Here is a 21812-nt window from a genome sequence, read left to right as displayed (position 1 = left end):
CTATATTATGTTGAGTTATTTGAAATCGGTATCTTCTAATTGAAAAATTTCTTCTACCGGTGTCCCAAATGCATGGGCCAATTTTAAAGCTAAAAGAGTGGAGGGAACGAACTTGCTGGTTTCAATCGAGTTCATCGCTTGTCTTGATATGCCAATTTTTTCTGCTAAATCTGCTTGTGTCCAATTTTTCTTTGCTCGCTCAACTTTTATCGTATTTTTCATCTGTATTTGCGTTTTGAAATGAAAAAGCCAATGAAATAGAAAAAGAAGAACAAAGGAAATATGTACAAGTAACTTATGTTATCTAATCCCAAGTTTTTAACTAATCCTACCATTCCTAAAATCATTACCAAAAGCAACGACATAAAAAATGCAACAGATACGGCTTCCAATTGAATTCTGATTTGTACTTCATCCAAAGAGCTTATGCTTCGTATACTTTTGAAGGTATATACCCCGAACAAAAGCGAATTAAACACAATAATTAGCAGTGCTAGCGGTATTGGTAACGAATATTTGGACAGGCAATACACACCAACTGCGAAGCTAACAGAAAAAATCAAGGCCCAAAATATACTTTTAATATGCATTCCATTTTTCATACTAGGTCTTATAAAATTATCATAAAGATAATAAATCGTTACTAAATGTAAACTATATACGACATTTTTTTTTAATTTTCCTATTTTCAGTTATAGGTAAATCGATATGTAACCAATCGTACGATTTGTACCTATTACAAAAGGATTAGCCATCTCTAGCACACTTAAACGACTGCTGTGACAAACATTGAGATTTAGATTTCAGACAGCTTTGGGAATGAAAAACATATGAATTTTCAGTTTAATAGTAATGATTAGTGAATAGAAGAAGTCCTGCCCAAAAGCAGGATTTCTTTTTTAAGGCACCTCGAAGCTATAATTTTTGTAAATTTAAAAGATAGATTTAAAGTGTTTTTGTTATGGTCGCATCATTGGTTATTGGTATCATATTTTTGGTTGCAGGCTTGGGACTTCGCTATTGGATTAACCGGAGAAAATTTTACAGGCGTGGGCCGATGGGCGCAGAAGGCTTTTCCTCTTACGAAAGTTCGGTTTTCATTAAATTGATTGAACGGGTTGGTAAATGGGTAGCTTATGCTTTGATTGTCTTTGGATTATTGTCGTTATGGGTTTATTCTCGTGAGAAAAAAGATAAGGAAAAACAGCAGCCGCAAGTGAAAACGGAACAATTACGATAAGCAATCCAGTAGCTTTAAAAACTACCAACCACAGGATAATGAAATATAGAGAATTAAAACCTACCATAGCATTAGAACCGTATATCCATTCTTTTTGGGAATTAAAGGGCGACGAAACCGATAGCCAATGGGAACGGAATTTCCCCGACGGATGTCCGGGGTTGGTCATCAATTTAGGAAATGAATGTATCACCGACAACGGGGTGCTTCGTATGGATTTCGGTAAAACGTATGCTGTGGGAACGATGACTTCCTTCAAAGACAGTTTTATTGAAGAAGGTACCCATTTGTTTGGGGTATGCCTTAAACCTGCGTCTTTCTCAAATTTCTACAGCTTTGCGGCACTAAACGAACTGACTGGCAAGACGGTTCAGTTTGAAAAGTCAAATTCATTTAGCATTGAAAAACTTATTAGAAATCCAGCCGATTATCTTAACAGTTTTTTTGTCAACAGGCTACAAACCACCCATAATGGCTTACTTCAGTCGGTGATTGCGGATATTCATAGATCAAACGGTCAATTGAGTATAGACCATCTTGCTAAAAGAAACTTCGTAACGGTAAGATGGTTAGAACGGAATTTTAAAACATATATTGGAATTACCCCGAAAGCGTATTCAAATATCGTACGTTTTCAAAATGCCTTTGCCCTGATTAAAAGTTCTTCCAATGAGCAAAGTTTATTGGATATTGCCTTTGAGTGTGGCTTTTATGACCATTCGCACCTTGCCAATGAAATAAAAAGAAACACCGGTGTTTTCCCTTCCCAACTTTAATTTTGTCGCATTTTTCCAAAGTATGAGTATAGACCAATTTCTAATTTTGCTAAAAATAGTTTGATATGAAAAAAGTGATCTTAAATTTAGCAGTTAGCTTAGATGGGTTTATAGAAGGAGCAAACGGCGAAATTGATTGGTGCATTATGGATGATGACATGAATTTTAATGCCTTTATAGAAAGCATAGACACGATGTTTTATGGCAGGGTTAGTTATGATGCCTGGGGCAATTATCAGCCTGATGAAAGTATAAGTCCAGCGGAAAAAACAATGTGGAATGGAATACATTCAAAAAATAAATTTGTTTTCTCGCACCACGATAGAAGAGATCAGAATGCTACTTTCGTCACTTCAGGCATAGCAGATAAAGTAGCTGAGCTTAAACAGCAGGGCGGTAAAGATATTTGGCTTTACGGAGGAGCAAATCTCATAAAGACGTTTATTAATCTGGGACTTATTGATATCTACAAAATATCGGTACATCCGGTTGTTTTGGGAAGTGGGAAACCATTGTTTGAAGATTTGAAAGGCCGCATCGGATTGAAACTAATCAATACCAACATTTTTAAATCGGGAGTTGTTGAACTTACTTACGAACCTGAATAAACAAGGAGCCATTAATAGTCATTTTTGAAATAATAAACACAGCCCTGATTTTTGGGGCTTTTTCGTCTCAATAGTACCAACAGTTCAACTATTGTTCGAGTTTACAGGTTCATTAAAATAGAAAGGAGTGTTTCGATTTTTTTAACTTTGTCAATCTCTGTTAGTGGCGTTCCAGTTGAACCCTGGCTAGAATTGTTAAGCGCAACGGGGCAAAATACTTTTTTATTTCAGAACTTGGACTTTAAATGATTAAAAGAGAAACGCTTGAAGAAAAACAAATCGGCATATATTTTATCACGCTAATAATTAGTGTTTTTGTCGGGCTATATTGGAAGGAGACTAACATACTTGAAAAAGCCATTGAACCAGTAATTGGGATTTTGCTATACAGTATGTTTTGCCAAATTCCGTTTTTACAGTTGAAGCAAGCGCTAAAAGACCGTTCTTTTTTTAAGGCTATATTGTTTGGAAACTTCTTGCTGATCCCTTTATTGGTTTGGATTTTAATAAGGATTTTTCCAACAACGTCAATAATAACGCTTGGAATACTCTTAGTGCTGCTAACTCCCTGCATCGATTATGTCATTGTCTTTTCGCATTTGGGAAAAGGAAATTCTAAAGCTGTTTTGGCTTCCACTCCGTTGCTGTTTATTCTTCAAATGTTATTATTACCTCTTTACTTATGGATATTTCTTGGTAAAGAGACAATAGGGATCATTGAAATAACCCCGTTTGTAAAAGCATTTCTTCACTTAATTGTCATTCCATTTCTGCTTTCTATCATAACACAAGTATTATCGAAGTCAAACAGCAAATCCGGAAAAGCAATTTTGGATTTTTCAGGCTGGTTGCCTGTTCCTTTGATGGCTTTGACCTTTTTTGTGGTTATTGCTTCTCAAATCGGCGTATTGTATAACAACCCCGAACCAATTTTAAAAGTTGTTCCGATTTATGTAGCATTTGCGATAATTGCCCCATTTATCGGGAAATTATCAGCCAAAATATTCAGGGTTAATTTTTATGGATCTAGAGCTATTTCATTTTCAACAAGTACACGAAATTCATTGGTAGTATTGCCGTTGGCACTAGCTTTACCTGCTCCCGAAAATCAATTGGTTGCCGTGGTTATTGTAACGCAGACAATTGTTGAAATTTTCTTTGAACTGCTTTATATAAAAGCAATTCCTCTCTTAACAAAAGCAAAAGACAATTAGCTTTTAAAACGTACTAAATAACAATTCCGTAAGTGGGCCCTCGGTGGAACCTAATCTGATTATCAAACGCCAAACACTGCCTCTCAACGCCAAACCCTGCAACATTCCCCAATGCAGCACTAAGCCTTTATAAATTCGACTTCCACAGCAAAAATGAGCAAACTATGGAAGTTATCGCAATACAAAAATCCACACTGGAGGGAATGAAAAATGAGCTGAAGGCACTTTTGGAACTGACCAAAAATGCCACGAAAAGATACACACCAATTTTCGCAGAAGAACAATGGCTCGATCACCAGGAAGTATGCCTGATGATGAACATTACCAAACGGACTTTGCAGACGTATAAAAACAAGGGCTTATTGCCTTATTCCAGACTGAACCGTAAGAATTATTATAAACGCTCGGATGTGCAGGCTTTGCTTGAAGCCGGGCAGCCGTACAATACCGCCGATAATGGATTTATTGACGAATGACAAAGAAGAAATCGTTGCCTATCAGGAAATGATAATACAGCTAAAAAACCATATCGAAAGTATATTGAAAAATTACCGTCCGGTAATGAACGGGGAAATATACCTTTCGGGCGAAGACATGTGCAAGCTGTTACATATTAGCAAACGTACGTTACAGCAGTATCGTGATGATAATATCCTACCATTTATACAGATTGGAGGCAAGATTATCTATAAGGAAACCGATATTCTACACATACTGGAGCAAAATTATATTTCCACTAAAACCGATCGACAATAACCATTATTGTCCCAAATAACCTTCCATTTAGGAACGATTTTTGTATCTTTGCGGCAACATTTAGAAAAATCTTAAAGTGTTTTTGCTTTAAGTCCCACATTGAAAACTGGTAATTTTTAGACAACGGGACGATAAGGAAGAACGCTCATGCTATAGGCGTGGGCGCTCGCTTATTCGTTGTCGGGTATACCAGTACCTCAATGTGCGTTAAGTGTGGTTGCCTGCGCCTCTTTTTGTGCCATGCTCTACACACAAAACATTGAGATTATGGACAAAAAGGATATTTTTTACCCCGATTTTAATTATGCTGCCCCACAGTTATCAGCATTTAGCCTCTGCATCGATATTTTTATCATTTCTCTCCAAAATGGCGACATTATCCGCTTTAAGCCTCCTGATATTACCAATTTTGGTGATTGGTTAATAGCTAACGGTGTAAGAGATATCGCAGTTGATGACGGGATTACCAGCAAACAACAACCTGAACCACATGTATCTTTAAAATCCAAAAGGAAGACAAAATGAGTATAGTACAAATCATCAGGGTCGCTCTAATCGACGATCATGATCTGCTTAGGGGTGAACTTTGTAAGTGTCTTGAAAGCTTTGGTTTCCAGACCATATTTGAAGCCGAAAATGGAAAAGTAGCTTTAGCAAAAATGGAAAAATGTGATATAATGCCGGATGTATGTATCCTTGATGTGAATATGCCGGTGATGAATGGTATCGAAACCGCTAAGTTTATCAAGGAAAAGTATCCAATGATAAAAATATTAGGTTTTAGTATTAATGATGATGAGAGTGATGTTTCAAGGATGTTGCAATCAGGTATTGATGGATATATTTTAAAAGGTGCAGATCCTGATGAATTGAGAGCAGCTCTTCAAGTACTTTATAGTGGTGGTAGATACTTTAGTCCGGGAGTAAAGGAAATGGCAGAGCAGTATTTTAGGGATGTTCATTGAAGTGATCAGGCAGTAGTGATTTAGGTATTTCCGATATATTTATTGTAAATATTATTAGCTCTTAAGGCAGCCACTCGTTGTATCATCAGGTACACTAGTTTTTGAAGCCTTATCCAATTACATCCATCAATACCACCAAAGGAACCTCTAATTGCACCGATGGAATATCATTTTAGATGTTTTCGATCTTTCTTACTACTCGCATAACGACAGAAATGTGACACCTTTTTGTCTACTTTAATTGTTTCAAAAGCTCACAAAATTTCAAATCCTCGTAATTTGATGGAACAGGAATATTGAATTGATGAAGTCTTGCAATTAAGTTTCGCTTCAGTGAAAAGCTAAAAGCCTTTTGAATTCTTTGAAGCTTATAGCTAGGTTTGTAATAAATAAAACTACTTGATTTGCAGTAACAAATATCAACATCCTCACTACATAAAATGTAAAATTCTTCCCTTTCTTCCAGTATTTTAAAAGCCCTTATAACACTTTTTTTAGATTTTTGAACTAAGAGAAATTGTTTTTTTTCCCATTCTATAATCTTATTAGGAAAGGCATCTTTTGGTAAAACACCTTGTCTGTATAGATTATTTGTAAGAGATTTATTTTTATGCGGTATATGGTACTTATAAACTCCTGGTATTTGAGCTTGCAAAAACATTGGAGAAATAAACAAGATTATAAGTGCCAAAATATATTTAACCATCTTTTTTTGATATGTGAAATTCATTTTTTTGGAAAGTGCGTTCTGTATTTTGTGTTGAATTCACTAATTGCAGTTTGTTTTATCGAGCTACTTTTGTTTTTTGATAAATCCTCAACAGTTGCTTTAACATCAGCAATAAAATCTGCATTCTGTATATCCTTTGCAAGATTACTAATGGTTAGCTCTTTTATTGGAGATTCTAAGTCTTTACTATATTGGTAGTGAATTTTGTATGTTCCCCTAATGCCATAGTTATAACCTTCCCGAAAGATATAAATGAACAATCCATCTGAATCAACTAATTCGGAGTAACCATATACAATTTTAAAAGTTTTGCCGTCGTCAGAATATCTATATAAAGTCTCTCCTATTTGATATCCCCATAAACTGCCATGGCTATATTTTTTCTTTTCTTTTTCTTTTTTGAGTACTATTCTCCCCCAATATTTTTCAAGTTCATTTCCTTGTTTTGATAGACACGCACTATCAAGAACTTTTCCTTTTGAATAGTCTTCATACGATTTGTAAAGCTTAATATTATTTACACAATCAATTTCTTTTACATGTCCTTGAGCAAAAATAAATGCAGGACTCAGTACTAATAAAAATCTAAATAATAATGACATAAAATATTTATTTATAAAAGCATAAGTCAATTAATCGAATTGACATGTGCAAATAATTAACACTTTTTTCTCTGGAAAATACCGCTGCTATTTAACTGACCAATGCTTTACCAACAGCTCCTAGCAAGTTCTAATAATATTAAGGGAGTCACCTAGTTATACTAAGCTCAAGCAAGATGCATGAAATTAATGTTTGTAAAATTTGTTGTAGATATCGTTAATCTTCAGGTTAGAGTCGGCCTGTGTAACCGAAAGCTTTTTCAATTTTTTCAATTCGGCAATAAACTCAGGATTAGGAAAGTCGGCTTCCAAATTCTTTATCGTTAACTTTTTTAAAGGCGAATTCAAATCCTTACTGTAGAAATACAGTTTATACGTTGAAGACATCCGGTAACCACCTGATTCCTTTTTGGAATATATGATGAGCCCTGCTGTATCTATAATTTTGTGATACCCGTACGTACCAAAAGTGGTAGTTTTGTCGAAATAACGAAATAAATCATTGCCTTTTTGATATCCCCATAAACTTCCATGTGCATATTTACGTTTATTTTGTCCATCTTTCAATACCAATTTATTATAGAAAATGCTGAACTTTTTAGATTTACCCGAAAGACAGATGCTATCGTTAGCTTGGTTATTTTCATAGTTCTTAAAGCTTGTGTAAAGCTTGATACTCTCAATGCAATTTCCACCAGCCTTTGTTTGAGAGAATAATAGCAAAGGGTTTAACAGAAGCACAAACAAAATTCTCGATAACATATTTTCAATATATTTGAACAGTAAGGCAATTTTTAACAACTGCCTTACTTAAGTTAGCTTTTTAAGATTTAAATTCAACAGTTATTATTTGATAAAAATCGCTGCTATTGAAGATCCGAGCCCACCACCGATAGCTCCCAGTAATGCCCCTATGCCTACACCAGCCAAGCCGCCACCTATTCCGCCGATAGCACCACCAATTGCTCCGCTTATTGCTCCTTCAGCATCTTTTTTCCAGGGCCAGCTAAACTTTCTTGCAGTTTTGATCTCTTTCCATTTTGAGTTAGAACTCGTTTCCTGTAGTTCACCATATTGGGCACTGTATTTTGCAACAGCTGCATAAAGAAGAGGATAGGATTGTTGTTCGACACTCATCTTACTCGATAGAATATCATTTTCAATGCTGTCGATCTTACTTACTACTTCGCTTAACGATAGATCGTCTGATAAATCATTAATGGAGTTTATAAAATCTATCCCTTCTTTTGTAATTAAATCTTTTTGCTGTAACCAGTCGATCATACCGGACAACTGCAATTTTTCAGTTCTGTTAATTGATTCCGAGATGAATGCGTTCCAATTTACGTATGCCTCAGAACTGGAATTGTCTGACAATTTTTGAACATACGATGCGCAAGACTGAACAATCTGTTCTATGGTGGAAGACGGATTAATATTGCCGATAACAAATTGCATTCCGTCGTTGTGCATTTGCCCAACTTGATTGTAGGGATTGCTTAAAATTGAGGTTGTAGCCATAATACTTAAATTTTAGAAATTAAATAATCATAATTATTCATCATTGTAGCTACCGAATGATCTATTTCAAAATTAGCGCACCCTGAAATCCTGTACAATAGGTAAAATAACTATTTATTCGAGGCAATTGATTTTAAATCAATGATGTTATGGTGGACGCAGTATAATATGGCAGACATGATATTTTCGAAATTGTATTTATGCTGAATGTTTTGTTTGTGTGCGTTTACCGTCTTAGTACTAATGAATAAAGTTTCAGCAATTTCCTTAGCTTTCATTCCCTGAGCAGTTAATAAGATAATTTCAAGTTCACGATCAGTGAATTGAACATTTTGTTCATAGATCTTACTATCGGGATTTGCAAGTATTTCATTTATTACCGAAGTGAGGCTCTTTTCAAAATAGAATCCATTGTCTTCCAATTTCCAAATAACATCTTCCAGCTCTTTGGGCGGGGTATTTTTTGTAAAATATCCTTGTACTCCCATGTTTACAACGTTTCGAATAGTATCGATCTCATTCATAAGAGTAAGTACCAAAATTTTGATGCTGGGATACAATTGCTTCACTTTTCTACACGTTTCAAAACCATCCATTTCTGGCATTTGCAGATCCAGGAGTATGATATCGACAGGCTTACTGTTAAGTTTATCGAGTAGCTCTACGCCGTTCGAAGCTTCGATAACCACAACCATTTCAGAAAAACTATTAATTAAGAGAGCCAAACTTTTCCTAAAAAGTGTATGATCATCCACTATTGCAATTTGTAGCATTATTTTTCGTTTTCTATATGAATTTGTAATTTGTTGCCTGTATCTGTATCCAGCTGAGTCAGATTTGCACCGATATGCCTCATCCTTGAAGTTATGTTTTTAAGACCCATTCCATTTGGTTCTTTTACACTTTTATAAAAATCAAAAGCAGTACCATTATCGGAAATTTCAAAAACGATCCATTTATCAGTCCTATTGACGGTAAAATCAATTCTGCTGGACTTCCCATGCCTGATCATATTATTAATGAGTTCTTGAATTATACGATATAGTTCATAGGCTTTCGAAGAAGGGACGTACACATTTTCTACAACACATTCTTCATAAATTGTTACATTATTCCATTTTCTTATTCTTGAAAAGTAGCTTCTTAGTGTAGAAATAAGGCCTAAAGATTCCAACATCGGAGGCATTAGGTTATAGCTTATATCCTGAACATTTTCTAATACATTTCCTAAGGCTGTCTCAATCTCCAGGAATATTGATTTTTTAAAAGTGTCCTTTTCCTTATTATGAAGTATGGTTATGTAATTCTGGATCGCACTTAGATCCCCACTGATACTGTCGTGCAGATCTGAAGCAATTCGTTTTCGTTCTCTTTTTTCCGACTCCAGAGAGCTGCGCAACAGGCTTTCGGATTCTCTACGATTCACATAATTGATCTTGCTTCTGTATGCAACGATAAGGAGTATAACAGCTAATACAGATAGTGCCATTACTGCGGTTCCTATATAAAAAAGTATTTTCAATTCGGTTTCATTTTCCATACACCAACAGTTAAACAGATTCTTAAAATTATCGTTGCTATAATATTGATCACCCAAAAATCATAGAAGTAATCACTGCTATTTGCTATATAGTAGCCAAACAGGAAAAGTAAAAATGTTATTGAGTAGTACATTGATAGCCCTGTTATAAAATAAAAAGTAGAGGAGTTTTGAGGCGCATCAATAGCCATTTCCCCAAAAAGATCCTTCACCCACATAAATGAAAAGCCAAGTACGAATACTGTAATCGGTAGTTTATTGATAGCCTTTGCCAGCAGACTATTGGTCGAAGTCCAAAAAAAGGCAGAGACGCAGTAAGTAACAACCAAAACGACAAAAGAAAGAATGAAGAGGCTTTTATATTTTCTTTGGAATGTCTTATTATAGAAATAATAAATTGTACACAATTCGAAAAGAGAATAAGCTTGTGACCAATACGAACTATTTACATTCAATAAAAGTGAGCAGAAAAACTCATAAGCCGTTGCAGTAGCTGTGAGGTAGATAAATGGCATAATATGCCCTTTTACTAAAACGGACTTGTATCTAATGACAAGTATTGATAACGGCAATACTCCAGATAATAGCGCTATGTATGTAAGAGCATCATACAAAATCAGGATCAATTAACGGGCTTAGTTTTGAGCAATGGGGAGGACAGGGAAACAAATCTTCCAAAATAATTCCTTCCGAAATATCTTCCCCTTTTTTATCGACACCAACTAAAACAAGATTATTTTTGTCTAACGTTTCATTGTACCCGTTGTATACCCGTATGCCAATACAGTTTTCTTGTTGCAGGATCATGTTAACTTTTTCTGATCCAATAAAGAATGCTTTAATGGAATCTGGGTTGTTTTTTTGAAATGTTGCCGTGTATGACATTGCTTCTTCTAAAGAAATTACCCTACCTGTATTTTCATTTATCGTCATTTTCCTATATTTTAAATAACAAAGTTCTTTTTAAGTAGAGTAAAAAACAATAGGTAAATTACCTATATTATCCAAGCTTTTAGAATCCTGTATGTTCGCTTTTTTAGCTGTAGAAGGTCGCTGTATTTGATAATTTGCAGTCCTTATATATTTTTATGGGAGTCGGTTAACTCATTTTACTTGCGGCATTTTATCATATAAAATGGGTATTTTTCGTTTACTTCCGCTATTTCAAATAGACCGAAATTCCCGAATTCTTCTTCTACAGTTTCTCGATCGTAAAAAAACATTTTAAGATCACCAAACATTTCGAAGCGATCTTTACCAATTTCCTTTCCTTGTCCGTAAGTTATTGCCTCCTTTGTGATGGCTGTAAAAACCATATAGCCGTTTTTAGCTAATTGTTTATAGCAATCAGCAATAAGCTTTGATCTTTCCTTACCATCAAGCAAATGAATTAAGGCATAGCAAAATATTCCGTCATATTCGTTGGTATCAAAAGGCATATCTGTTACAGAGCCATGATGAATGGTCATTTTCGTCCCATAATGTTTTCTCGCAAGTTCAATGGCCGCTTTAGAGATTTCGATGCCTGTTACATCCATTCCGCTGCTTACGAATACCTGTGCGTTTCTTCCGTAACCAATGCCAGGAATAAGAATATTCCTCAAGCCATTTGCTAGAAAGAAGTCTTTTGAGCGTATAGCTGAGTCAGCAGGCTGAAAGCCCCATATAGCCTGTTTTTCGATGAAATTTTCTTCCCAAAATTCTTTCATATTGTTGCCTTATAAAAATCATAATAACAAAGTGTAAACTTGTATCTTTAAGAAACATGTTTCTAAAGTTTCAGCCATATTACTGCCTACATTTTTGCATCTGATATAAGCAGGAAGTAGTCAAGCAATTTAGCGTTGTGGATTTTTGCCAAAATGATATTGCTTCGAAAACTCTATTTTAGGTAAATGTAAGAAAGATTTCAATTGTTGCGACACCATTGCAATAATTTAATGCGATTTATTTGCATTAAATTTGCTATTGAAAATATCAGAAATGAATCGTAGAAATACACCCTCAAAACATGCCGTACTTGATTTATTGGTTAGTGCCGGAAAAGCCCTGAGTCGTGAAGCAATTGAGCAGAAAATAGATGTCGAAATAGACCGGGCTACAATTTACAGGGTCCTTAACCGCTTTTGCGAAGACGGCTTAGCACACAGAATTGTAGCCGAAGACGGAAAGCAATATTTTGCTGCACGTATGAAATTCGATGAGAATAAGTTTACAGATAATCATTTTCATTTCCAATGCTCAAAATGCCAGACTATAGAGTGCCTGGCTATGCCAGTCAATCTACCTTTAGATGCTGGCTACCGTATAGAAAGTGTGAACTGCATACTTATGGGAACATGTAAAGATTGTTCTTTGTAGCAAAGCGTTAATAAAGTTGCTTTCATTGAAGATTGATGTCTTACTGCTTCTGTATGTTTATAAACCAGTACATTTTATAATTAAGCCCATCGTTACACAGATAGTATGGCAAAAATGACCCCTAATCAGGCGGCGTTCTTTTGCTTCTTTTCTTTGGTCGCCGTGTAGAAAGAAAAGAAGTCTGCTAAAACAATGAAGGGATAATAAATATCCCATTAAAGACGTAACAACCTATTTGCTAAAATGCAAAGAAAGGAATATGCGGAGTGGTACATTTTGGCAAAGTGGTTGCACCGCTTAGATGCAAAAAGGCTGCCCCGACCATCGGGAGGGAGTGTCTTTTTGCCGCCCGACTTTTCGGGTCAGGCGACTTTTAGGGGTTGGGTATGAAAATTCTTCAGATTAAGAAAGAACCCCCTGTTTTCGGTCATTCCATAACGGAACATAGACCAAAGTAATGAGCAACCCATTTGAGCCAATGTCGCATTGATATACAAATCCTGCTTTTCTAATGCTTCTGCTAAACTGCAACTTGGCGTATCGTCCGACTGTTCGGATGTCTTGAGCAACTCGCCAAATTCATCCGTAACCATTGGCAGGCTTGCCACGGTTTCGTATTTCTCGGAGTTGGGTTGTTTAATCTCTCCGATAGTGGATAGGATGACTTGTCCTGTCTGTTGGCTGTTACCAAAGTCTAACCAATACTTAGGCTCATCACGGTTGGTTCTGCGTTTGCTCATAGCTTTGAGCATTTCGGCAATGTCAAATCTTGCCTGTACATTATCTACACAAGTAATGTATATCGTTGCCTTTGCATTTTCGGGCAATCTACCCAACACATTATGTTCAAACTTTTGGGTTTCGGCTTTCCAATTTGTTCCCATAAACCGATTGACACGGTTTATCAAGGCTACTGATTTGTACAATCCTGTTTCACTTGGGGCAAATCGCTGTCTTCCCAAATTGGCTTCCGTAATAATATCATCGTCCCATAAACGCACCTGTAAACCTGCGTGTCCCAATTCCGTTAGGCTATGGCCCATTTCCATTAAGGCGGTCAGCACCTTTGAGCCTGTGCCACCTGCACCAATCAAATTGACTTCTATCGGGTTGGTAGGACTTATCAAATAGTTGTCCGTAAAATGGACTGCTGTTTTTACTGTTTCCATTATAATAGATTTTTGAGGGTTTTGTTATTTGTTTTCAATACTTCTTTTGGAAAATTTTTATCTGTGTTAATAAGGTCTTTCCAAAGGTCTACGCAATTTCCTTTTATCGGATTGTGGTTACCTAATAAATGGCTGAAATAGGAATTGAAAAAATAGTATTCCCAAGCCTGTATAAATTCTTCCACCGAAGCGGATTTTTTAATATCTACACTTACCGTTCCCATACAGACTTTACCGTCTTCGTATATATTGAAATATGGTGTATGATACAGCGTTGTTTTTTCTGTTGGTCTTCGATCGCTTGCAAGGGCAAACACACTCAAACTGTTTTTACTCGCTTTCCAAAGCATTGGCGGTACTTGTGCTTTTCCGCTTGGAATGTGCAGACTATCCACAAAATACAATTGCCGTTGCTGTGCTTTGCTGTACCAAATTACCGCTCCCTTATTTGCATTGGGATTGATGTGCAGAATGTTGGTAGGCAATATTCCGTTTGATTTCAGAAAGGCTCTGTTCTTTTCCTGTTCGGTGTTGAGTGCCTTTGCCAATACACTAGCTTCCCTTACTGTCAATGGGTGGGCGTTGATAGGATTGCCGTTTTTATCCATATCAAAATGCTCTACATATACATCGGTATTGTTTCCTTTGGTTTCGTAGAATACCAAAGCGGATTTTGGATGGTACAATGTGCCAAAATCCTTTGTTATATCATTTACCGTTTCCATAATTCCAATTTTAAAAGGTGTGTAAAATATCACTTAGCTTGTGCAGTAGTTCAAACAATCGGTTTTCAAAACAAAGGTTATTGGTAGTTATATCCCTGCCGTCAAACTGTTTTTGGATAATGGGTTCTTCCATTTGTCCATATTCCTGTATTTCGTTGTTAACCGATTCTATGAGCGTTTCATTTAGCCAACCTTTGTGGTCTGCGTAGAAGGATATGTATTTTTCCATTCCGATAATGTTTTCCATATCTTCCTCTGATGCTTCTCCGTTAGGTTTGGCATTGCGGAATACGTTTTCATTCGGGTAGGTCTGATAGAGGGCAAAGGCTTCTTTTGCTACGCTCAAACATTCTCCGTCAATATCATCTTTAACTTTAAACCCATTTATACGCTGTTCAAATACGGTCAGATTAATGCGGTTATAAATCCGCTGTTCCATATAATCCCCGATGTATTCGGCTTGTTTGATTTCCGAAAGATAAACCTCCGTTTCGTCAGTATAGTCGTCCTGTTCAACCCAATCGTTCATCATTTCATACATCCAATACAGATAGCTTGCTTCCTGTCTATAATAAGGAATATCGGCTATATGATAGAGATAGGCACAAACGGACAATAGTAAGTGAGCGTTTGTTTTTCGTTTGGGATTGTGCAACATTCGGTATAGGGAAGCAACGGGAATATAAAATAGTGTTGCTCCCGTATTGTAGCGTTCTTCACTTACAAAATAGGTTTTCTTACTGTCCTGTACTAAACGGATTTCTTCCCAATCCAATACCTTTTGTTTTAGTTTTTCTTCCATATCCGACATTGCCAATGCCATATTGTAGGGATATGAAAATTGTTTACTGTGCATAGGTTCAATTTGGTAATGCTCGGCAAGTTTGGAAAGGGACTGAAAAAAATCCCTTTCCGTTTTATCCGATTTCCTGCAAGCCTGTACGGTTTTTGTTTCTTTCAGTTTAGGTAGAAACGTGCAGTTTAGAAAACCATTGGCAACATTGCTGTCGGTACTGATTTGCGTTTGTCTTTCCGTACTTCGCTTGCATCTTTTGGCTTTTGCATCCAATTGGCGAACTCGTTTAACTGACGGTGCAATTGCCGTTGTCGTTGCTGTTCGGGTATTGTGATAGTTCCCGATAGGATATGTTTGTGCATAGTTCATTGCTTTAAATATTTGGTTCAACCTTTCGTTCCCATTACGCTCTCAAATTTGTATTCTACCGCATCATCTTTTATCTGTGGTGCAGATGCTTTTGCGGTTGTGAGTATCGGGTACATATTGGCGTAAAAATTCATTACGGCTTCCACGCTCCAACGTGGTTCGGGGTCGGTCAGTCTGATGTCCTGTCCTTTATCTTTGAGTATAAAAACTCGTTCTAATTGCGTTGCTAATAACATGACTTTTCGATTTTGGGATTTACACTTTATTCTTCGTCTGTTTCATCTATAGGATAATCGGCTATAACTTCTGCCACCTGTGGCGGTTCGGGTGTTGCTTCTTCCATTGCTCCGAAAAGGTTTGGTGTGGCAAACTTGTCGGACAATGATGTTTTACGTTTGCGTATCTCGTCTGCTTTTTCGGGAAACTCCGCTATATCGGGAACTTTCATCCACGCTTCACGGAATTTGCCCTCTTTCTCCAATTCGTCAGCCTTTGCCATTCCGTCTTTAAACTTCTTGTCTTTGGCTTCCTTTTCCTTTTTCGCCTTCTCGGTTTTTTCTTTTTCCATTGCCGATTGCTGCTTTACTATTTCCATTTGTTTAAGGAATTTATCCATATCGACCATTACACCCGAAATGGTTTGGATAGGTGCTGATATCTGCTGAAAAAATCCCTCGTCAAACTCCTGGGGCGTGGCGTTAAATGTCAATGGGGGAATTAGGTTTTTGGCGTTATCTCCGCACTGCTCGTTGTTGAGCAGAACCGATACGATAAGGTTGTTTTCTGCTCCTTTGGAAATGTTCAGTTGCAATACTCCTGTAAAGTCCAACTGCTGTATCTGATTGAAAAAATTGCTGTTCATCGTTCTGAAATTTTAATTGTTTGCTATTCGTTTTTTTATTGCTGTCAATTTCTCGTGTATGTCCGTCCAATAGGCTTTTTGCCTTTTATCGAACTCTGAGAAACTTTTGTCCACGTGACTGTAGCCTGTGTTCCTTTTAGCTGTCTTGATAGCTTCCCTTAGGTCGGTTACTTCAATTTCGCAACCGTGTAAATCTGTTATTTTCATTACTGGTCTGATTGTTATTTACTGATTTCTGCTATCTGGTCAATCCTGCCGTAAACAATGCTTCTAAGGCTCGTTTTATCGGGAGCATTGTATTCTGCCCAATTGCCGAACTGTTTTACCACATAGGTTTTTAGCACATCTTCAAACCCGAACCGATAACCTTGCAAGGGAATGGCTCTTTTAAAAAAAGCATTTCTGTTTACGGCTTCGGCAAGCCAATTCTTTTCGGCTCTGTTCATCTTTTCGCCTTTATTTAATTTTTCCCTCAATAGATAGACTTTTGCATTTTGCAGGGATTTCAATTCGGGAACATCGTGGCGAACAAACTTTGTAGCTATTACTTTAGTTTCCATTGCATTTGCTTTAAGGTTATGACTGTGATTTCTCAGCGGTATAAGTTCCATTTTCATAGTAACCTATCAGCTGTTCCCATAGCCGTATAAGGCTGTCGGTATCTATATAGAAATACTTGGTTCTGTTGCAATAGATGATGTATATCGCTTCAGCTTTGTATTGCTTTTCAAGGCTCTTGCCTTTGGCCAAACTTTTGGCTTCCTCTATCGTCTTTGCTTTCATTTCATCCTGTATTGTATTTTTATCAATCTGCACTATATCTGCAATGGCACATTCGGGGCAACCCTCTGCGGTTTTTATCTGCTGTATAGCTCCCTGTTTTCCACTTAGTGATACCACTGTCAGCGTTACCGTGCCTGTGTCGTGTTTCAGCGTTGCTTTATAGGTTTCCTTTGTCATAGCTGTTGTTTATAGTAGGCTACCACCGATTAAGGCGGTAGCCTGTGGTTACTTAGTTAAGATTTAGGATTTCCGCACCGTTCAAAGCAAATGCGGTGCACAATTCAAATGCTTTCTGTGATTTGAGTTGAGCAGTACCACCCAATACAATACTCTGTAGCTTGGCTTCATCGTTCTTGTAGTTTCTTACGTTCTGATAGTAGCCTGTCACAGCGTTGTACGCTCCGAACAATGTACCTTTGGTCGTGTCCATTTGTTGTGTGTCGCTTATCATCGCATAGCTAAAAGCATCATCAACCACATTTTTAAATACGGTCGATACTTCATCCTCTGCACCTTTTTTGAGTAGGTCAAGTGTTTCCTTGTTGGGGCAAAGTGCCAATTGGATTAGCTTTTTTACTTCTCGGTCTGATACTTTTACTTTTGTCCACTCGTTGAAAATGCCCTCTAATTGGTTGCTCAACGTGTTGGCAAGTCCCATAATCTTGTGAGCGTTCTCAATACGTTGTTTTGCTCCCGAAGTATGTTTTATACGGACTACGTTGGTCATACTACGTAAGGAGGCATTCAGCGTATTTTGGCATACAATCCTGATAGGAGTAAATGCGGCTGTAATACTTCCGCTACCATCGTGCGAAGTGGTTAGGAAAATGTACTTTTCCGTTACATCATCGCCATTGCCTACACGGATATAGTCGGGCAGTTTGGCTGTGATAAAAATGCGTTCTCCGTTGCCTAACGCTCCTGCGGTTTCGTATAAAATTCCCTCGCCACCGCCTACAATGGCATCAAAGAAATTAAAGGCTTCACGGTTCTGTACGATATGGTAATCTTTACCCACTACGCCCAATACTGCATTGTTATCTGCGCGTATGTTGGCGAAATAGTTAGGTACTTCCAATTCGCTACTGCCTATCTCGATACCGCCCGAAGTTTCGATAATACCCGAACCTTTGGTAAACAGTGGGGATTTTACGACTTCATAATCTAACCCTGCATACTTGATAGCTTCCTCGCTTGTTGGGTATTGTTCTACAATTTGCCCCAAACCGTGCCACGCTTTTTGTTGTACGCTAAAGAATGAATAACGTCCTGTTCTCTCGTTGAAATTGATATTATGTGCCATGATGCTTAAAATTTTGATGTTAAAAAATGATTGAATACTTGTTGTTAAAATGGGAGATCATCCTCTGTGCCTTGTCCCGCTGTACTGTTACCTGCCGTTTGTGCAGTAGCTTGTACGGTTTCTGATTTCTTGCTACCTCCGTGCAGTTTGATGTTTGAGGTATGGAAATTCAGTCCTGCGTGTGCTTCGCCGTCATTGCCTGTCCACGCTCTTGCACTTACCCTGCCTGTGAGTTCCACCAAAGTGCCTTTGGTTAGTATCTTGGCTACTTTCGGGCTTATCCAATAGGAGCAGTCGAAATAGGTCGTTTGCTCTATGCGCTCGCCCTGTTTGTTTCGGTAGCTGTCGTTTGTCGCTATCGAAAAGTTTACTACTTGTCTGTCCTGTGACGTTGTGCGTACATCCGCATCCTTTGTCAGTCTTCCTGTGATGTTCATGATTTCTACTTTTTTGCGTTATGAAATTTGTTCTGATTTGTTTTTTTTAGATTTATTCGGTAATGAGAGGAGGTGCTGAAGTTTCGTTTCACTCTGTTACCATTTCCAATGCTGTATTTTTCCATTACTGACATTTTTTTTATTCGTCTAAAGAGCCGGAGTATGCTTTGTTTCGTTTCACGAGCATAAAAGGTTAGTGTTTAGCAGAAACAAGGTTTTGTCAAACAAATACAACCCGCATGGGTGGAGATTTTTTGTCAAACCCAAGGGCCATGACCTTGTTTCTGGGTTAAGAACACGATCATACCTTTGCTCTTGAAATGGGACAAAACCAGCATACCGGTTCTTGAATAAAAAGCACTGTGGAAGCCTATGGAAAAGGCATTGGGAAATGGTCTAAGTGATTACAAAATCTGCATTTTTAGGTAACAGAATTTTTTAAAGACCTTTTGCTGTTTAGAAGTATTTTGGTCTAGGAAGCTACCTAAACGGTAATGGAAAATGTTGTTGGGGATAGAAGTAAAGATTTTTTTGATTGATCGATACGTTCTTTCAAAGCTTCTTCATGGCAATAGGAGTGTTCCGTAGAAGTGAATGTGCTTTAAGTAATAAGTATGTTCATAAAAAAAGACGGATCAGAACTGTCCGCCTTTAAATGTTATGATTGTGCTACTTAGGCTAACCGAAACAAGTAGCGGGATATTATTTCTACCTGCCCATTAGCTTGAAGCTGGGAATAAGCATCTATAATCTGCTTAAGATACTCTATATCATTACTTACGACATATTTTTTAGCCTGATGGAACATTGCTAAATCCTTATTAAGATAGAATGCAATATTCTGAACACGTTTTGTCTGCGAATCATTGCAAATAAATGTTTCGCTGCTACTAAGTGGTAATATGAAATTGCCAAAATCTTCAAGATTATTAGTGTCGCTTTCTATCAATGGGGCATCGCCAAGAATTGATTTGATGTTGGGATTGGTATTTACATAACTATTGCGGTGTACCTGCAGTAATTTTTCTTTACTGATGTTAAGGTTGTCATAGAAAGGAAGAAAGGGAAAGATCAATTTTTTTGTTTGTTTAAATAATTCTGAGTTCATTAGATATTCCAATGCTTCCTTGTGGTCGGAACCATCCTCCCTTTTGATTACAATGTTGATAGGGAGTTTATCATAAGGGTATTCTTTATGTTTGGCATCAAAGAGATCATCATTTGATGGTAATCGCCATTTCATGGATGATGCCATGACCAATATGGATGTTAACGCCTCTTCAGTAATAATGCCTGTACGTGATATTTCTACTATATCTTTTGAAAATTTCTCATCAAGTTCGGCATAGAGTTTTTCCATGTTGTCATTAGGCGTTCCTTCAAAGTACCAGGTATTTCTGTTCATTTCGAAAAAGACAGATTTGGGACTTCTTTTTTCTTTTGCAAAAGCCTGTTTCTCCTTGTCGTAGAGATAAAGCATATTGTCTTTGTCAGCAAATCGCTTTATGAGGAATTGCGGGATATAGTGATGTCTCTTGGAAATACCCATACTAGCTATTAGTCTGTTTTAGATTTTCCAACTCCTGAAGATACAGGCCATACAGGTTCAGCTCATTAAGAGCCAGCCTGAATGCTATACCATTAATTGGCGGCGGCGTGAACTTTTCAAAATTATCACAATCAGGATCTCTATCAGGAAAGGTGTACTTAGCCTTTTGGTATGCCGGTCTTGATGCAATACGGTTTGTTCGCAGGCTTTCAAAAATTTCGTAAGTAGCCAATATCAACACAGTTGCTTCACCAAAGGTCGTAAGCTTATCGATGAAAAAAAACTGCTTGTCTTTAAGTATAAGAGGCGGCGTAAAGAGGTTTATTATCCTCGAAAGTTCCAGAAGGAATTTCTGTTTGTATTTGATCGTGTTTTCGTCCGAAACAAAGAATGGTCTGACAAAGAAAAAGAAATCATTTTCCTTTACTTTCTGCGCCACGTAAAATTTATCGTAATAATATTTTAATGCCTGTGATATATGGATGCGTCCTTGCTGGGATGTTAGGTCAGCAAAATACTTTATGTTATTGAGTACGTCGTTGTACTGCAGTGTTTCCGAGAAATTAGATAGTAAATATGTCTCTGGGTTTTCCTGAAATGGCTCATAACCACCATCTCTTAATTTTTCCAATATTTCGATAAGGACTACCGGGGGATTTGATGAGTTCAGGGCAAAGTATGCAATAAGAATTTTTTCAAATGCTGAAGGTCTTTTCATTCCATAAAATGAAAGGATTTCGTTAAAAAAGCAATATGGATAAAAAGGCCTTTGACTGAGCATACTCGGATTTATATCCGATAGGTCATTTTCAAAAAGGTATTCATCGATTGCGGAACTTAAAAATTCGTCAATAGCACCAAATGTCAGGTTAAAGCTATGTATATTGATAAGACCTGTAGTATGTATGGTAATAAAGTGTCTTTCCCCCGTATGTTGCACTCCACCTACAATAACTTCCATTGACCGGTGAGTCTTTTCTATGGATGCAATCCCGAATTTTTTATTCGTTGCGTTATTTGTATCCTCTACAACTTTATAATCAATATCATCTTCGGAAAATGTTGCAACTGCATCGTTCCAATAATCTACCATGTTCTTACAGCTTTGAAAAGTGTTTGTGTTGATGGGATACGCATTGATTCCTTCGGTGGCCGTTAAAATGGTTGATGCACGAAACCTGTCGCAAAAATTCAGGCAAAACTGACGAATGCCAGGCAATGTAGCTATGTTGGTAAGGTAATGATAATATTCGTGAATGAATATGGATTGATGTTGACCAATTTGCAGGTCGGTTAGGAAATCCGTTAGATTTTCAATATCAAAACCGTCTAAACAGATATAAAATCTATCAGGATAATATTTGATTTTTGTGAGGTCGATTTCTTCCATTATCTCGTTGTTTTATATCTTCTTTAGAAGCTGGTTTATATTTGCTTTAGCTATGTAAATTTAAAAATATCAGTCGAACTTAATGCAGTATTACATCATGAAATGGCAAATAAAAA

General features: G+C 37.1%; 30 protein-coding genes. 9 read left to right on the top strand and 21 right to left on the bottom strand.

Going from position 1 to position 21812, the window contains the following annotated elements; genetic code table 11:
• Positions 1–15: 15 nt before the first annotated feature.
• A complete protein-coding gene (locus tag FGL37_RS16015; RefSeq protein WP_028069020.1) occupies positions 16–222 on the bottom strand; it encodes a helix-turn-helix transcriptional regulator in 207 nt (68 codons plus the stop codon).
• 739 nt (positions 223–961) lie between these two features.
• Between FGL37_RS16015 and FGL37_RS16010 the strand changes: the two genes are divergently transcribed.
• From FGL37_RS16010 to FGL37_RS15975, 8 genes are all read left to right on the top strand, one after another.
• Positions 962–1240, top strand: a complete 279-nt coding sequence (locus FGL37_RS16010; protein ID WP_028069022.1) for a hypothetical protein — start codon at positions 962–964, stop codon at positions 1238–1240.
• 38 nt (positions 1241–1278) lie between these two features.
• On the top strand, positions 1279–2016 hold the full coding sequence (locus tag FGL37_RS16005; RefSeq protein ID WP_028069023.1) for a helix-turn-helix transcriptional regulator: 738 nt from the start codon (positions 1279–1281) through the stop codon (positions 2014–2016).
• Between the two features lie 65 nt (positions 2017–2081).
• Positions 2082–2624, top strand: coding sequence for a dihydrofolate reductase family protein (locus FGL37_RS16000; RefSeq protein ID WP_028069024.1), 543 nt, complete (start codon positions 2082–2084; stop codon positions 2622–2624).
• Positions 2625–2869: 245 nt separating this feature from the next.
• On the top strand, positions 2870–3838 hold the full coding sequence (locus FGL37_RS15995; protein ID WP_028069025.1) for an arsenic resistance protein: 969 nt from the start codon (positions 2870–2872) through the stop codon (positions 3836–3838).
• 164 nt (positions 3839–4002) lie between these two features.
• Positions 4003–4314, top strand: a complete 312-nt coding sequence (locus tag FGL37_RS15990; protein ID WP_028069026.1) for a helix-turn-helix domain-containing protein — start codon at positions 4003–4005, stop codon at positions 4312–4314.
• The gene (locus tag FGL37_RS15985) at positions 4295–4594 is read left to right on the top strand and encodes a helix-turn-helix domain-containing protein (RefSeq protein WP_028069027.1); all 300 of its coding nucleotides are present in this window, start codon (positions 4295–4297) and stop codon (positions 4592–4594) included. Before FGL37_RS15990 ends, FGL37_RS15985 begins: the two co-directional genes overlap by 20 nt.
• A 267-nt stretch (positions 4595–4861) precedes the next feature.
• Entirely contained in the window at positions 4862–5119 is a 258-nt protein-coding gene (locus tag FGL37_RS15980; RefSeq protein ID WP_103292773.1) for a hypothetical protein, read from the top strand.
• Positions 5116–5559: a response regulator gene (locus FGL37_RS15975; RefSeq protein ID WP_051606603.1), complete on the top strand. Its 444-nt coding sequence runs from the start codon at positions 5116–5118 to the stop codon at positions 5557–5559. The genes FGL37_RS15980 and FGL37_RS15975 overlap by 4 nt, the downstream gene beginning before the upstream one ends.
• Positions 5560–5791: 232 nt before the next feature.
• On the opposite strand, the gene FGL37_RS15970 is transcribed toward FGL37_RS15975, so the two are convergent.
• The 9 genes from FGL37_RS15970 to FGL37_RS15930 form a co-directional block, all read right to left on the bottom strand.
• Entirely contained in the window at positions 5792–6265 is a 474-nt protein-coding gene (locus tag FGL37_RS15970; RefSeq protein WP_150113821.1) for a hypothetical protein, read from the bottom strand.
• 20 nt (positions 6266–6285) lie between these two features.
• On the bottom strand, positions 6286–6891 hold the full coding sequence (locus tag FGL37_RS15965; protein ID WP_123868140.1) for a hypothetical protein: 606 nt from the start codon (positions 6889–6891) through the stop codon (positions 6286–6288).
• Positions 6892–7077: 186 nt separating this feature from the next.
• Entirely contained in the window at positions 7078–7653 is a 576-nt protein-coding gene (locus FGL37_RS15960) for a hypothetical protein (protein WP_103292772.1), read from the bottom strand.
• Positions 7654–7737: 84 nt separating this feature from the next.
• Positions 7738–8412 (bottom strand): hypothetical protein, encoded by a 675-nt coding sequence (locus FGL37_RS15955; protein ID WP_037532502.1) that lies wholly within the window; start codon positions 8410–8412, stop codon positions 7738–7740.
• A gap of 110 nt (positions 8413–8522) precedes the next feature.
• The gene (locus FGL37_RS15950) at positions 8523–9185 is read right to left on the bottom strand and encodes a response regulator transcription factor (protein WP_028069032.1); all 663 of its coding nucleotides are present in this window, start codon (positions 9183–9185) and stop codon (positions 8523–8525) included.
• On the bottom strand, positions 9185–9952 hold the full coding sequence (locus tag FGL37_RS15945; RefSeq protein ID WP_028069033.1) for a sensor histidine kinase: 768 nt from the start codon (positions 9950–9952) through the stop codon (positions 9185–9187). The genes FGL37_RS15950 and FGL37_RS15945 overlap by 1 nt, the downstream gene beginning before the upstream one ends.
• Complete coding sequence (locus FGL37_RS15940; RefSeq protein ID WP_103292770.1) at positions 9931–10467, bottom strand: hypothetical protein; 537 nt, start codon at positions 10465–10467, stop codon at positions 9931–9933. Before FGL37_RS15940 ends, FGL37_RS15945 begins: the two co-directional genes overlap by 22 nt.
• A 91-nt stretch (positions 10468–10558) precedes the next feature.
• A complete protein-coding gene (locus FGL37_RS15935) occupies positions 10559–10885 on the bottom strand; it encodes a hypothetical protein (protein WP_028069035.1) in 327 nt (108 codons plus the stop codon).
• A 176-nt stretch (positions 10886–11061) separates the two neighbouring features.
• Positions 11062–11661, bottom strand: coding sequence for a class I SAM-dependent methyltransferase (locus FGL37_RS15930; protein WP_028069036.1), 600 nt, complete (start codon positions 11659–11661; stop codon positions 11062–11064).
• Between the two features lie 274 nt (positions 11662–11935).
• Between FGL37_RS15930 and FGL37_RS15925 the strand changes: the two genes are divergently transcribed.
• Positions 11936–12313, top strand: a complete 378-nt coding sequence (locus FGL37_RS15925; RefSeq protein WP_028069037.1) for a Fur family transcriptional regulator — start codon at positions 11936–11938, stop codon at positions 12311–12313.
• Between the two features lie 362 nt (positions 12314–12675).
• Here the strand turns inward: FGL37_RS15925 and FGL37_RS15920 are convergent, their stop codons facing one another.
• The 11 genes from FGL37_RS15920 to FGL37_RS15865 all read right to left on the bottom strand — a co-directional run bounded on the left by FGL37_RS15920 (position 12676) and on the right by FGL37_RS15865 (position 21696).
• On the bottom strand, positions 12676–13482 hold the full coding sequence (locus FGL37_RS15920) for a PRTRC system ThiF family protein (protein ID WP_028069038.1): 807 nt from the start codon (positions 13480–13482) through the stop codon (positions 12676–12678).
• A complete protein-coding gene (locus FGL37_RS15915) occupies positions 13482–14207 on the bottom strand; it encodes a PRTRC system protein B (RefSeq protein ID WP_028069039.1) in 726 nt (241 codons plus the stop codon). Before FGL37_RS15915 ends, FGL37_RS15920 begins: the two co-directional genes overlap by 1 nt.
• 10 nt (positions 14208–14217) lie before the next feature.
• Positions 14218–15372, bottom strand: coding sequence for a hypothetical protein (locus FGL37_RS15910; protein ID WP_028069040.1), 1155 nt, complete (start codon positions 15370–15372; stop codon positions 14218–14220).
• A gap of 17 nt (positions 15373–15389) precedes the next feature.
• On the bottom strand, positions 15390–15608 hold the full coding sequence (locus FGL37_RS15905; protein WP_002978317.1) for a PRTRC system protein C: 219 nt from the start codon (positions 15606–15608) through the stop codon (positions 15390–15392).
• 26 nt (positions 15609–15634) lie between these two features.
• A complete protein-coding gene (locus FGL37_RS15900) occupies positions 15635–16234 on the bottom strand; it encodes a PRTRC system protein E (RefSeq protein WP_028069041.1) in 600 nt (199 codons plus the stop codon).
• Positions 16235–16455: 221 nt separating this feature from the next.
• Positions 16456–16794 carry a hypothetical protein gene (locus FGL37_RS15890; protein WP_028069043.1) on the bottom strand — a complete coding sequence of 113 codons (339 nt, stop codon included), beginning with the start codon at positions 16792–16794 and terminating at the stop codon, positions 16456–16458.
• A gap of 16 nt (positions 16795–16810) precedes the next feature.
• Positions 16811–17194, bottom strand: coding sequence for a hypothetical protein (locus FGL37_RS25765; RefSeq protein WP_232048717.1), 384 nt, complete (start codon positions 17192–17194; stop codon positions 16811–16813).
• A 52-nt stretch (positions 17195–17246) separates the two neighbouring features.
• The gene (locus FGL37_RS15880; RefSeq protein ID WP_028069045.1) at positions 17247–18320 is read right to left on the bottom strand and encodes a DUF932 domain-containing protein; all 1074 of its coding nucleotides are present in this window, start codon (positions 18318–18320) and stop codon (positions 17247–17249) included.
• Between the two features lie 44 nt (positions 18321–18364).
• Entirely contained in the window at positions 18365–18757 is a 393-nt protein-coding gene (locus FGL37_RS15875; RefSeq protein WP_028069046.1) for a single-stranded DNA-binding protein, read from the bottom strand.
• Between the two features lie 673 nt (positions 18758–19430).
• Positions 19431–20306 carry a DUF4238 domain-containing protein gene (locus FGL37_RS15870; protein ID WP_028069047.1) on the bottom strand — a complete coding sequence of 292 codons (876 nt, stop codon included), beginning with the start codon at positions 20304–20306 and terminating at the stop codon, positions 19431–19433.
• 1 nt (position 20307) lies between these two features.
• Entirely contained in the window at positions 20308–21696 is a 1389-nt protein-coding gene (locus tag FGL37_RS15865; protein WP_028069048.1) for a hypothetical protein, read from the bottom strand.
• Positions 21697–21812 lie beyond the last annotated feature (116 nt).

It is taken from the genome of Sphingobacterium thalpophilum, from assembly GCF_901482695.1.
GTDB classification, from domain to species: Bacteria; Bacteroidota; Bacteroidia; order Sphingobacteriales; family Sphingobacteriaceae; genus Sphingobacterium; species Sphingobacterium thalpophilum.
Note: the sequence above shows the minus strand (reverse complement) of the source record. Positions and strands in the feature narration are given on the sequence as shown.